The sequence below is a fragment of the Parvularcula oceani genome, from assembly GCF_000733125.1.
In the GTDB taxonomy this organism is placed as follows: domain Bacteria; phylum Pseudomonadota; class Alphaproteobacteria; order Caulobacterales; family Parvularculaceae; genus Parvularcula; species Parvularcula oceani.
The window spans coordinates 154,531-166,134 of sequence record NZ_JPHU01000001.1; the positions used below are offsets into that span (position 1 = coordinate 154,531).

Below are 11,604 nucleotides of genomic sequence, written 5' to 3' on the forward strand. Positions count from 1 at the left end.
GCCAAGGCCCTCCAAGGAGACAAGATGGCCCGACCTTCAGAGACCTATGTCTGCCAGTCCTGCGGCGCCGTCTATTCGAAATGGATGGGCCGCTGCGAGGCCTGCGGCCAGTGGAACACGATCGAGCTCGAACAGGACAATGCCCCGCCGGGCGGGCTCAAGACCTCCGGCAATGCCAAGGGCGGCAAGGCGATCACGCTCGACAGCCTCGAAGGCGAGGCCAAGGCCGAGGCGCGCTATGCGACGGGCAACGGCGAGTTCGACAGAGCCGTCGGCGGCGGCCTCGTGCCGGGCTCGGCGCTGCTCGTCGGCGGCGATCCCGGGGTCGGCAAATCGACCCTCCTCCTCCAGATCGCGGCGGGCCTCGCAAGGGGCGGCACGCGCACGGCCTATATCTCGGGCGAGGAAGCCACCGCGCAGATCCGCATGCGGGCCAAGCGGCTCGGCCTTCAGAAGGCGCCGGTCGGCCTCGCGGCGGGCACTTCGCTGCGCGACATCATCACCACGCTGAAAAAGGAAAAGCCGCAGGCGGTCATCATCGATTCGATCCAGACCCTGTGGTCGGACACCCTGCCCGCCGCCCCCGGCACGGTCACCCAGGTGCGCACCTGCGCGCAGGAACTCGTCCGCTTCGCCAAGAACACCAATTGCACGCTGATCCTCGTCGGCCACGTCACCAAGGAAGGCCAGCTCGCGGGGCCGCGCGTGGTCGAGCACCTGGTGGACGCCGTCCTCTATTTCGAGAGCGAGGCGGGACGGTCCTTCCGCATCCTGCGCGCGGTCAAGAACCGCTTCGGCGCGGCGCATGAGATCGGCGTCTTCGACATGACGGGCGCGGGCCTGCGCGAGGTGACGAACCCCTCCGAGCTCTTCCTGTCCGAGACCGATCAGGACGTGTCGGGCTCGGCCGTCTTCGCCGGGATCGAGGGGACGCGTCCCGTCCTCTGCGAGGTGCAGGCGCTGGTCAGCCCCTCGACCCTCGGCGCCCCCCGCCGGGCGGTGGTGGGCTGGGATTCGGCGCGGCTCAGCCAGCTCCTCGCCGTGCTGGATGCGCGCTGCGGGCTCGATTTCGGCCGGCACGACGTGTTCCTCAATGTCGCGGGCGGCATGAAGATCAGCGAGCCCGCCGCCGACATGGCGGCTGCCAGCGCCCTCGTCTCCTCCCTCTTCGATGCGCCCCTGCCGCCCAAGACCGTCACCTTCGGCGAGGTCGGCCTGTCAGGCGCCGTCCGCCCGGTCCCGCAGATGGAGGCACGGGCGGCCGAGGCGCAGAAGCTCGGCTTCAAGAGCCTGCTGACCCCGCGCGGCGTCGAGAGCCGGAAGCTCGAAGTGATGAATTTCGACAATCTCGCCGAAGCGGTGGTCTGGCTGAAAAAGGCCGCCTGAACGCGCGATTGCCCGGAGGAGCGACGCGCTCTACCCAAAAGACCGGCAAGGGAGCGGAGCGATGGGCATCCTTCGGATCGTGGCTTGGGTTCTGGTGGGACTTGGCATCGCGCTGATCGGCGCGGACGGCATCTCGACGCTCGAACAGGGCGAGACCGTGCTGCGGTCGAGCCGCGAAATCCTCGCCCTGTTCGGCCTCGAGATCGGGGTTCTCGAGAGCGGCTTCGCCGCCGGGGTCGCGAACGTCCTCCTCGGCGCGCCCGGATGGATGGTGCTCGGCCTTCTCGGCGTGATCCTCGTCCTGATCTTCCGGCCTGTGGACTGAGCGCCTATTCGGCGGCGGCTTTCTCCGCCTCGGCCTCGGCGATGAGCCGCTCGGCCTCCTGGTTCAGCCGGACGTAATCCACCTTGCCCGTGCCCAGCAGCGGGATGTCGTCGACATGCAGCACGCGCTTGGGCACGGAAAGCTCCGGCACGCCGTGGCTTTGCGCCCAGTCGAGCAGCGCCTCGCGGCTGGGATTGGGCTCTTCGGTGAGAAGCACGATCTGCTCGCCCTTCTTCTCGTCGGGCAAGGTCACCGCCGCATGGACGGATTCGGGCCAGACCACGCTGGCGCAGTTCTCGACCACGGCGAGGCTGATCATCTCTCCCGAGATCTTCGCGAAGCGCTTCACCCGCCCCTTGATGGCGACATAGCCGCCGCCGTCGATCGAGACGACGTCGCCGGTGTCGTGCCAGCCGCCCTCGGGCGGATTGATCCTGCCCGAGCCGTCCGGGTCCAGATAGCCCGCCATCACGTTCGGTCCGCGCACGAACAGCCGGCCGCCGCTGGCCAGGCCCTCGACCGCCTCGAGCCGCGGCTCGACGCCGGGAAGCAGCTTGCCGACCGTTCCCGGCCGGATATCGCCGGGCTGGTTCACCGCCAGCACGGGCGAGCATTCGGTCGCGCCATAGCCTTCGAGAACCGAGAAGCCGAACAGGCGGCGGGCCAGGTTGCGGGTCTCGTCACGCACCTTCTCCGCACCGCAGACCGCGTAGCGCAGGCTCGACAGGCTCCCCTCCTTCCCGGACCGTAGATAGCGGTGAAGGAAGGTGTCGGTCGCGAAGATGATCGTCGCACCGGTCTTCTTGATCACCTCGGGGATCAGCTTGACGTGCAGCGGCGAGGGATAGGGCACGAGCGGACGGCCGTCGATCAGCGGAAAGAAGCAGCCAGCGGTCAGGCCGTAGGAATGGAAGATCGGCAGCGGGTTGAAGACGATGTCCGTGTCCTCGAGATCGACATGGCCCCGGACCTGCTCGACATTGGCCACGATGTTCTGGTGGCTCAGGACGACGCCCTTCGGCGCACCCTCCGTCCCCGAGGTGAAGAGGATGACGGCGGGCGTATCGGGGCCGAGCGGCCGGCGCATCAGGGCCGGGAATTTCTCGCCGAGGGCCGCGCGCAGCTTGTTCCTGCCGCTCAAGCCGTCCTTGATGTCCTCGAGATAGCGGATCTCGACATGGGCGGAGAGCGCATCGGCCAGCCCTTCCAGCCCCCCGACCTCGATGAACTTGCGCGATGTCAGGACCGTGCGGATCTTCGCCGTCTCGATCGCGGAAAGCAGCGCCTTCTCGCCGGCGGTGAAGTTCAGCATCGCGGGAACGCGGCCGTCGACGTAGAGCCCGAGAAGCGCGATGATCCCGCCCGCGCTGGTCGGCAGCATGATGCCGACATTCTCTCCGCGCTTGGTGAAGCGCTTGAAGGCGCCGCCAAGCGCGAAGGCCCCCCGCACGAGGTCCTTATAGGTGATCTCGCGCCCTTCGGGTTCGATGATCGCCACGTGCTCGTCGCCGAGGCGGGCTTTCGCCTCGAGCACCTTGGCGAGCACCGTCGAGCGGCTGCGCGACCAGATCTGGCGGCGCGTCTTGCGCGCCTGCGCGACGCGCCGCTCCTCGGCGGCGGCCTCCTCGGCGCGCTCGGCCGCTTCGGTGAGATCCTTCTCCGGCGTCTTGCGGGCGGCCATGGTGTTCCTCCTGGTCGCGATGCCTGCTTGCGCACCGCTTATGTAGTGACCTTGTCTGAAGGTTCTGTCTAAGACGCGCGGTAACAGGCCGCAACGCACCGTGACGGCGCGTCCGGACAGGAGTTTGCGTTGAGATCCCGCACAACGAGACGAGCCCCTCCCCCCTCCCGCCTCCGCATCGCCTGGACCGTGCTCATCCTCGGGGTCGCGGGCCTGATGATCGCCGCGATCCTCGCCCCCGTGCCGGAGGCGGAGCCGGTCGAGGTCGCCCTGACGCTTCCTGCCGCGCCCGACCCCTATGCGCCCGGTCCCGACCGCTCGGGAAGCGAGCCGGTGCTCATGGCCGCGCCCGAAGAGTCGGAAGAGCCGCCCCAGACGCCGGAGGAGGCGCTGGCCGCGGCAGGAGAGGACGCCGTCATCATCACCGTGCCGGAGGCGGCCGCATCGCGTCCGCGCGCCGCGCAGCCCGCAGTGCTGCCCTCCCGGCCCGATCCCGCCCTCACCGTCAGCGCCGCCGACGGCCCGCGCCCGGGCCGGGGCGCGGACGGCAGCACGCCTTTCGCCGCCTATCGCCGCGCGCAGGCTGCCGGCGAAGCCAGGGGCCTCGCCCTCGTCCTGAGCGGGCTCGGCCTCGATCCGGCGCTCACCGAGCGGGCCATCGACGAGCTGCCGCCGGAAATCTCTCTCGCCTTCGCCCCCTATGCCCGCGACCTGCCGGACCTCATCGCGCGCGCCAATGCCGCCGGCCATGAGGTCCTGATCGAAGTGCCGATGGGAACGCCCGGCGTCGCGCCGGGGGCGCTGGGGCCTGCGGGCCTCCTCGCCGACCGCCGCCCCTCCGGCAATATGCGCAGGCTCGACTGGATCCTGTCCCGGGCGCCGGCCTATCCCATGCTCACCAACTATCTGGGCGAAGGCTTCTCGCGCGACAGCCAGGCGATCGGCCTCGTCATGCAGCGGCTCTCCGAAGTCGGCCTCGGCTATATCGACGATACAGGCCAGGCGGAGGCGGCGGCCCGCGCGGCGGGCGTGCCCTATGCCGCGACCGACCGGCTGATCACGCCCGACAGCGGCGACCTCGCGCAGACCCTTCGCGCGCTGGCGCGCAGCGCGCGAAGCGATCGCGTGGCGCTCGGCAAGGTCTATGTGACGGAGGATGCAGTGGATATTCTGAAAGAGTGGGCGGAGGGGCTGCCGCAGCAGGGCGTGGCGCTTGTGCCGGCCTCCACGGCGGCGGCGGGATCATGAGAGTGCCCGACGCCCTGTCCGACTACCGGCCGAATGTCGGGGTGTGCCTCCTCAATCCGCGCGGCGAGGTCTGGATCGGCGCGCGCACCGGCCTCGGCGCGCATGAGCCGCATACGGTCCACCGCTGGCAGATGCCGCAGGGCGGGATCGACAAGGGCGAGGAGGCCGACGAAGCCGCGCGGCGGGAACTGTTCGAGGAGACCGGCATCCGCTCGGCCCGCCTGCTCGCCATGACGCCCGGCTGGCTCGCTTACGACTTCCCGCCGGAATATCGCCGTGGCCGCTGGCTCGGCCAGCGTCAGAAATGGGCGCTGATGCTGTTCGAAGGCGACGATGCCGAGGTCGATCTCGATGCGCATGAAGAGCGGGAGTTCGACGAGTGGCGCTGGGCTTCGCTCGATGAGGCCCTGTCGCTGGTGGTGCCGTTCAAACGCGGCGTCTACGAGGAACTGATCGGGAGCGTCAGGCCCCTATCCGAGTTCCTGAGGGACATGCTGGCGCCCTCCCGGCGCTGAAGGGCGCCGGGAGGGCTATCCGTCCTTATTCGGACCGCTCGACCGTCAGGTTGAGCGCATCGAGCACGCGACCGGGATTGGCCTGCGCCGCCGTCATCACCTCGCCCACGGTGACAGCCGCTTCGGGCGAGGCGCTGATCGTCAGCGTGCCGCCTTCGGAGAGGAAGGTGGACAGCGCGGTGGCGTATTCGGGAATGCGCGGGCTGATCGCGCCGCCCTGGAGCGCGCCGAGCGTGGCGAGGCCGACCGCCTGCTGGCGGAGCGTCTCCGGCTCCTGGCCGGCGATGGCGCCATAGACCTCGAAGATCGTGTCGAGCAGCGCTTCGTCCTCGATCATCAGGGTGAAGCTCTCGAGCGCCGTCCCCATCAGCGCCGCCTCGCTCGAAGCCTCGTCTCCGTTGAGGAGCGCAGGGTAATCGAACTGGGCGATATCGAAGGCGAGCCTGCTGTCATAGAGGCCGCGCGCCGTGCCCGTGGTTTCGAGGGAGATCGTGTTCGCCTGCGGATCGTAGGAATAACGCAGCTCCGACGTGCTCGGCACATCGTCGAGGCCCTGATCGCGCAGCAGGGTGATCAGCTCGCTCTGCTCCGGCGGGACATAGGCGGTGAAGTCGGTGACCGCGTCCCGCGTCTGCATCTCCACGCTCTTCGGCATGAAATGGACGAAGGGAATCTCGGACATGGTCGTCCGGCCGACCCGCGCGGCGGTCTTGCCGTTCACATAGGCGACCTGGTCGCGCACCTCGAGCCCGCCAATGCGGATGAGGTCGGTCGCGTCGAGCGGCGGCGTCTCGCCCCGCTCCAGATAGCCGATAAGGCCTTCGACGCTGAAGCCGTCCCAGCGCATGCTCTCGGCGGTGGTGCGGCTATTGCCCGGGAAGAGGAAGCTCGCGAGCGGCGAATCGGTCAGGACCGCCGCGCCGGGGCCGAGATCCGTCAGCGCCGCCTTGAGGGCGTCCATGTCCTGGACCGCCGTATAGTCGAGCTTCTCCATCAGGATGCGGCCGAGCGTGCCCTCCGAATAGCCGCCGACCGTCATCTCGCCGAGCGTCAGATCGAAGGTCTCCCCGCTCGGGCCGGTCACGTCGCCGATGTCGAGGTCGTAAATTCCCATCTGTTCGAAGGCGACGCCGCGCAGCATCTTCGCCATCTGCGTCTTCCCGTCGGCTTCTTCGCCGCCGGCGGGAAGGCCTGCGAATTGCGGCTTGCGCAGCTCCAGGCCGCCCACCGTGACCCGCATGGCGACAGGCTGGGTCTCCGCCTCCTCTTCTCCTTCGGCGTCGACCTGCGCGACGCCGCGCGCCTCGAGATCATAGACCCGCACCCGGTCGAAGACCTCTTCCAGCTCGCCCATCGCGCCGGTCTTGATCGCCTCGATCTTGTCGAGGTCGGGGCCGAACATCTCCATGCGGCCGATGGAGAGCGAGCTCTCCGCATTGCCTTCCTCGTCCGCGAAGGAGAGCTGCGTGACGACCACGGCGCCGAGATCGCGGTCGAAGACGGCGGCCTCGTAGCTGTCCGCCGAGATGCCCAGCGCCTGCATGACCGCTTCGCCGTCGACGGCCTCCGCGCGGCGGAGGCGATAGCTCTTCTCGAAGGGCGCGGAGGCCTGCACCGCCGTTGCGCCGATGGCGTCGCTCGCCAGCTTGTAGCCGGTCAGAGCCGTCGCGGCGGCTGCCGCCATGAGCGTGATCTTGATGGTTCGCGTCATTGGGTCCCGTCCCCTCGCCGAATGTCTTCAGCGCAGTCTAGCTGCACGATTTACGCCGCTGCTAGGACCCGGCCTGCAGAAAGGCCATTAACTTGCTCTTCAGAACTCGGCATCCCCTGCCGCCGCGCTCTGGATCAGGCGCACGGCCTCGGGGGACGTCCAGTCGGCGGCGCCCGCCAGCCGTCCCACCTCCCGGGCGCGGCCGTCATAGATCACCGTGATCGGCAGGCCGGCCGCGGCGCCCCCGCCGCTCCTCTCCGTGAAGCTCCGCAGGAGGCTCAGCGAAGGATCGCGATAGAGCGGCAGCGCCTCTTCGAGGCCGAGGCGCGCCAGCATGTCGCGCTGGCGCTGCGGATCGCCCGCCTCCATCGCGATCGTATAGACAGGCACCTCTCCTGCCAGACGCTCCTTGAGGGCGGCGAGGCTCGGAAGCTCCTCGATGCAGGGCGGGCACCAGGTCGCCCAGAGATTCACGACGGCGGGGCCGCCGCCGATCAGCTCGGACAGGAAGACGGGCTCGCCATCCGGCCCCTCCAGCATCACCTCGGGCACCCCGCGCGGCGGGAAGGACGGCGTGAACGCTTCCACCTCTCCGGTCAGGAGCGACGCATTGGCGGCCTCCCAGGGCTTCTGCGTCGGCTCGGAAGCCGCCAGCAGCACGTAGACGAGGAAGAGAGCGCCGAGGCCACCCATCGCGATCAGCAGCGTGCGCGGTTCGAGAAGGGTGCGGGCGAAGCGGGCTGGGGCGGTCACGCGGGCTGGCCTCTTCTGATCTGCTCGCCTACCAGATGCGCCGGGCACTCCCTGCCCGCAAGCCGTCCGCCGCCCGCTGGGACTCTTTGCCATGCGCACTCTCCTCCTCGCCATCGCCCTCCTGACGACGCTTTCGGCCTGTGGCCGGCGCGCACCGCTCGAAGTGCCGCCGCCCCCGCCCGAAGAGCAGGGCGAGCGGCGCTGAGGGGAGCCCCGACATGGATCACTTCACCCGCAAGGACGGCGTTCTCTGCGCAGAAGGCGTCGCGCTGACCGAAATCGCCGAGGCGGTCGGCACGCCCTTCTATGTCTATGCCGCCGCGACCCTGCGCCGGCATTACCGGGTCTTCGCCGAAGGGTTTGCGGGCCTCGGCGGCAGCGCGGGCGCCCCGCTGACCGCTTTCTCGGTGAAGGCGCTGTCCAATGTCGCCGTCCTCACCCTTCTCGCCAAGGAAGGCGCGGGGGCGGATATCGTATCGGGCGGCGAACTCGCCAGGGCGCTGGCTGCGGGAATCCTCGGCGAGCGCATCGTCTTTTCGGGCGTCGGCAAGACCCGCGAGGAAATGGCGGCGGCGCTCGACGCGGAGATCCATCAGTTCAACGTGGAGAGCGAGGCGGAGCTGCGCGCGCTGTCCGAGGTGGCAGCCGCGCGCGGCGTCGAGGCGCCTGTCGCCCTGCGCGTCAATCCGGATGTCGATGCGGGCACGCATGACCGCATCTCGACCGGCCGCAAGGACGACAAGTTCGGCATTCCCTGGGACCGCGCCGAGGAGGTCTTCGCCCTCGCCCGCGACCTGCCCGGCATCGCGGCGCTGGGCGTCGATGTCCATATCGGCTCGCAGATCACCAGCCTGACGCCCTTCGAGGCTGCGGCTCGGCGGGCGGCGGAGATGGTGACGCGGCTGCGCGCCCTCGGCCACCGGATCGAGCGGCTCGATCTCGGCGGCGGCCTCGGCATCCCCTATGGCGACGGCGTCACGCCGCCCGAGCCCGCAGCCTATGTCGAGACGATCCGGCGGGTCACGGACCCACTCGACGTGCAGCTGATCTTCGAGCCGGGCCGGATGATCGCGGGCAATGCGGGCCTTATGGTCAGCCGCCTGCTCTATACCAAGCACCAGTCCGCGCGCAGCTTCGCAATATTCGACGCGGGCATGAACGACCTGATGCGCCCCGCCCTCTACGGCGCCCGGCATACATTGCTGCCGGTGACCGAGCGGGAGGGCGAGGCCGCGCCCTATGACATCGTCGGCCCCGTCTGCGAATCGACCGACCTCTTCGACAAGGACGTCTCCCTCGCCGATCCGCGGCCGGGCGATCTCTACGCCTTCAAGACGGCGGGCGCTTACGGCGCGGTGCAGGCGAGCCAGTACAATACCCGCCCGCTCATCCCCGAAGTGCTGGTGGATGGCGAGCGCTGGGCCGTGATCCGCCGCCGCCCGAGCTATGAGGAGATCCTGGCGCTCGAAGACGTGCCCGACTGGATCGGGTGAGGCCCCGGGCCGCGCCTGCCGATTGACCAGCGCGCCCTTCGATCTTACCTCGCTCGCATGGCTGTACGTGAGATCCTGACTGCCCCCGACCCGCGCCTGCGCGAGGTGTCCAAGCCCGTCGACGCGGTGACGGACGAGACGCGCGCGCTGATGGATGACATGCTGGAGACGATGTATGCGGCGCCGGGCATCGGCCTCGCCGCGATTCAGATCGGCGTGCCGCAGCGGATTATCGTCATGGACCTCGCAGGCGAAGGCGAGCCGCCCCAGCCGCGCTATTTCGTCAATCCGGTAATCCACGATCCGTCCGATTCGGAAGTGCCTTACGAAGAGGGCTGCCTTTCGGTGCCGGGCTTCTACGAAGAGGTCGAGCGGCCCGATGCCTGCCGCGTCGAATATCTCGACTATCACGGCGAGCCGCAGAGCCTCGAAGCGCGCGGCCTCCTCGCGGTCTGCATCCAGCACGAGATGGACCATCTCGAAGGCATCCTGTTCACCGATCATCTCTCGCGCCTCAAGCGCGAGCGCATCATGAAGAAGCTCAAGAAGGAGCGGCTCGCCGCCGCGTCCTGATCCATGCGCATCGTCTTCATGGGTACGCCGGACTATGCGGTCCCGGCGCTCGCCGAGCTGATCGCGGCCGGCCACGAGGTCGTCTGCGCCTATAGCCAGCCGCCGCGCCGATCGGGGCGCGGCCAGAAGGAGCGCCCCTCCCCCGTCCACGCCTTCGCCGAGGGCCAGGGCATCCCGGTCCGCACGCCGACCAGCCTCAAGAGCGAGGAGGAGAAGGCGAAATTCGCCGGTCTCGGCGCCGAAGTCGGGGTCGTCGTCGCCTATGGCCTGATCCTCCCGCAGGACATCCTCGATGCGCCCGAGCATGGCTGCGTGAACCTGCATGGCTCGCTTCTGCCCCGCTGGCGCGGCGCGGCGCCGATCCAGCGGGCGATCATGGCGGGCGACGAGGTCACCGGCGTGCAGCTCATGCGGATGGAAGCCGGGCTCGACACGGGACCGATCCTCCTCTCCGAGACCGTGCCCATCGCGCCTGACGAGACCTATTCGAGCCTTCACGACAAGCTCAGCCGCACCGGCGCGGACCTCCTGCCGCGCGGGCTCGCGGCGCTTGAGCGCGGCGGCCTCGCAGAGGTGCCCCAGGACGAGGACGGCGTCACCTATGCCCGCAAGATCACGCCGGAAGAGGCCCGCATCGACTGGCGCCGTCCGGCGTCGGAGCTCGATCGTCAGGTGCGCGGTCTCTCTCCCTTTCCGGGCGCCTGGACGACGCTGCCCGGCGGCGACCGCCTGAAGGTGCTTCTCGGCGCGCCGGAGACTGAGGCGCCGGAGGCCGAGCCCGGGGCGGTGCTCGAGACGAAGAACGCGTTCACCGTCGCGACCGGCGAAGGCGCCCTGCGCCTCCTGCGCGTGCAGCGTGCCGGCAAGGCCGCACAGGACGCCGAAGCCTTCCTGCGCGGCAATCCGCTTCGGCCCGGCGACCGCCTCGGCTGACATGCCGCGCTATCGCCTCACGGTCGAGTTCGACGGCACGCCCTTCGTCGGCTGGCAGCGCCAGGAGAACGGACCGAGCGTTCAGGCCGCATTGGAAGAGGCAGGCGCGGCGCTTTCGGGCGCTCCCGCCCCCGTCGTAGGCGCCGGCCGGACCGATGCCGGGGTCCACGCCCTCGCCATGAGCGCGCATATCGACCTCGCCAAGGCCTTCCCCGCCCGCACCGTCCGCGACGCCCTCAACGCCCATCTGCGCCCGGCGCCGATCGCGGTTCTGACGGCGGAGGAGGCGGAGGACGACTTCCATGCCCGCTTCTCCTGCACGGGCCGCCGCTACCTCTACCGGATTCTCGACCGCCGCCCGCCCCCGGCGCTCGACCGGACCCGCGTCTGGCACGTGCCGGTGGCGCTCGATGCGGATGCGATGGCGGAAGCGGCCCGGGCATTCATCGGGCGGCACGACTTCACGACCTTCCGCTCGGTGCACTGCCAGTCGGACAGCCCCGTGAAGACGATGGACGCGGTCGAGGTCGAACGGGCGGGCGAAGAGGTGCACCTGCGCCTCGCCGCGCGGTCCTTCCTGCACAATCAGGTGCGCTCGATCGCCGGCACGCTCGAACGGGTCGGCGCGGGACGCTGGCGCCCCGAGGCTGTCGAAGACGCGCTCGCGGCGCGGGACAGATCCGCCTGCGGCCCGGTCGCCCCCTCACGCGGCCTCTACTTCGTGGCGGCGACCTACCAGCGCTGAGAGCCTGCCGCCCCGGCCGGTGACAGATCGGCAGATGATTCGGCCATCCGGACCGCAGGACGCCACAAGCCAGGCACCTGCCGTCTCCTCACGCTCAAAATTCGCGAATTTGTGATGCGTTTTTGCCACAATCGGCCACGCCGCTTCGCGGCCGCACTGTTTCTCGCGACCATCAGCTTGCCTGCGGCTTTCTCTGCCTCCTAACGTGCGCGTCATCTTACTCTTGCTGCGATGCACAACC

At 69.4% G+C, this 11,604-nt stretch carries 12 protein-coding genes; 9 read left to right on the forward strand and 3 right to left on the reverse strand.

The annotated features are described in order from the left end of the window. The first annotated feature begins 24 nt into the window (after nucleotides 1-24). On the forward strand, nucleotides 25-1,386 hold the full coding sequence (gene radA, locus IE88_RS0100755; RefSeq protein WP_031549089.1) for a DNA repair protein RadA: 1,362 nt from the start codon (nucleotides 25-27) through the stop codon (nucleotides 1,384-1,386). A 61-nt stretch (nucleotides 1,387-1,447) separates the two neighbouring features. Continuing rightward, nucleotides 1,448-1,711, forward strand: coding sequence for a hypothetical protein (locus tag IE88_RS0100760; protein ID WP_031549092.1), 264 nt, complete (start codon nucleotides 1,448-1,450; stop codon nucleotides 1,709-1,711). 4 nt (nucleotides 1,712-1,715) lie between these two features. Here the strand turns inward: IE88_RS0100760 and IE88_RS0100765 are convergent, their stop codons facing one another. Next, nucleotides 1,716-3,392, reverse strand: a complete 1,677-nt coding sequence (locus IE88_RS0100765; RefSeq protein WP_051881319.1) for an AMP-binding protein — start codon at nucleotides 3,390-3,392, stop codon at nucleotides 1,716-1,718. A gap of 129 nt (nucleotides 3,393-3,521) precedes the next feature. Here IE88_RS0100765 and IE88_RS16970 point away from each other — a divergent pair, with 129 nt between their 5' ends. Both IE88_RS16970 and IE88_RS0100775 read left to right on the forward strand, forming a co-directional pair. Then, the gene (locus IE88_RS16970) at nucleotides 3,522-4,640 is read left to right on the forward strand and encodes a divergent polysaccharide deacetylase family protein (protein ID WP_162178273.1); all 1,119 of its coding nucleotides are present in this window, start codon (nucleotides 3,522-3,524) and stop codon (nucleotides 4,638-4,640) included. Next, nucleotides 4,637-5,155: an RNA pyrophosphohydrolase gene (locus tag IE88_RS0100775; RefSeq protein WP_036766268.1), complete on the forward strand. Its 519-nt coding sequence runs from the start codon at nucleotides 4,637-4,639 to the stop codon at nucleotides 5,153-5,155. Before IE88_RS16970 ends, IE88_RS0100775 begins: the two co-directional genes overlap by 4 nt. A 25-nt stretch (nucleotides 5,156-5,180) precedes the next feature. Here the strand turns inward: IE88_RS0100775 and IE88_RS0100780 are convergent, their stop codons facing one another. Together IE88_RS0100780 and IE88_RS0100785 are read right to left on the reverse strand one after the other, a co-directional pair. Further along, complete coding sequence (locus tag IE88_RS0100780; protein WP_031549104.1) at nucleotides 5,181-6,866, reverse strand: hypothetical protein; 1,686 nt, start codon at nucleotides 6,864-6,866, stop codon at nucleotides 5,181-5,183. 99 nt (nucleotides 6,867-6,965) lie between these two features. Further along, the gene (locus IE88_RS0100785) at nucleotides 6,966-7,619 is read right to left on the reverse strand and encodes a TlpA family protein disulfide reductase (protein WP_031549107.1); all 654 of its coding nucleotides are present in this window, start codon (nucleotides 7,617-7,619) and stop codon (nucleotides 6,966-6,968) included. A gap of 91 nt (nucleotides 7,620-7,710) precedes the next feature. Between IE88_RS0100785 and lptM the strand changes: the two genes are divergently transcribed. The 5 genes from lptM to truA are packed head-to-tail and all read left to right on the forward strand — an operon-like array spanning nucleotide 7,711 to nucleotide 11,363. Next, nucleotides 7,711-7,824, forward strand: a complete 114-nt coding sequence (gene lptM / locus IE88_RS18585; RefSeq protein ID WP_238319238.1) for an LPS translocon maturation chaperone LptM — start codon at nucleotides 7,711-7,713, stop codon at nucleotides 7,822-7,824. Nucleotides 7,825-7,837: 13 nt separating this feature from the next. Further along, complete coding sequence (gene lysA, locus IE88_RS0100795; protein WP_031549110.1) at nucleotides 7,838-9,112, forward strand: diaminopimelate decarboxylase; 1,275 nt, start codon at nucleotides 7,838-7,840, stop codon at nucleotides 9,110-9,112. A 57-nt stretch (nucleotides 9,113-9,169) separates the two neighbouring features. Continuing rightward, nucleotides 9,170-9,685 carry a peptide deformylase gene (def, locus tag IE88_RS0100800; RefSeq protein ID WP_031549113.1) on the forward strand — a complete coding sequence of 172 codons (516 nt, stop codon included), beginning with the start codon at nucleotides 9,170-9,172 and terminating at the stop codon, nucleotides 9,683-9,685. A gap of 3 nt (nucleotides 9,686-9,688) precedes the next feature. Next, entirely contained in the window at nucleotides 9,689-10,618 is a 930-nt protein-coding gene (gene fmt / locus IE88_RS0100805; RefSeq protein ID WP_031549116.1) for a methionyl-tRNA formyltransferase, read from the forward strand. Between the two features lies 1 nt (nucleotide 10,619). Then, complete coding sequence (gene truA, locus IE88_RS0100810; protein ID WP_031549119.1) at nucleotides 10,620-11,363, forward strand: tRNA pseudouridine(38-40) synthase TruA; 744 nt, start codon at nucleotides 10,620-10,622, stop codon at nucleotides 11,361-11,363. Nucleotides 11,364-11,604 lie beyond the last annotated feature (241 nt).

What these genes read in the sequence shown, in the direction of transcription:
- IE88_RS0100775 (WP_036766268.1), top strand. Translation starts at nt 4,637, where the DNA reads ATGAGAGTGCCCGACGCCCTGTCCGACTACCGGCCGAATGTCGGGGTG.
- lptM (WP_238319238.1), top strand. Translation starts at nt 7,711, where the DNA reads ATGCGCACTCTCCTCCTCGCCATCGCCCTCCTGACGACGCTTTCGGCC.
- IE88_RS0100765 (WP_051881319.1), bottom strand. Translation starts at nt 3,392, where the DNA reads ATGGCCGCCCGCAAGACGCCGGAGAAGGATCTCACCGAAGCGGCCGAG.
- IE88_RS0100760 (WP_031549092.1), top strand. Translation starts at nt 1,448, where the DNA reads ATGGGCATCCTTCGGATCGTGGCTTGGGTTCTGGTGGGACTTGGCATC.
- lysA (WP_031549110.1), top strand. Translation starts at nt 7,838, where the DNA reads ATGGATCACTTCACCCGCAAGGACGGCGTTCTCTGCGCAGAAGGCGTC.
- truA (WP_031549119.1), top strand. Translation starts at nt 10,620, where the DNA reads ATGCCGCGCTATCGCCTCACGGTCGAGTTCGACGGCACGCCCTTCGTC.
- fmt (WP_031549116.1), top strand. Translation starts at nt 9,689, where the DNA reads ATGCGCATCGTCTTCATGGGTACGCCGGACTATGCGGTCCCGGCGCTC.
- def (WP_031549113.1), top strand. Translation starts at nt 9,170, where the DNA reads ATGGCTGTACGTGAGATCCTGACTGCCCCCGACCCGCGCCTGCGCGAG.
- IE88_RS0100780 (WP_031549104.1), bottom strand. Translation starts at nt 6,866, where the DNA reads ATGACGCGAACCATCAAGATCACGCTCATGGCGGCAGCCGCCGCGACG.
- radA (WP_031549089.1), top strand. Translation starts at nt 25, where the DNA reads ATGGCCCGACCTTCAGAGACCTATGTCTGCCAGTCCTGCGGCGCCGTC.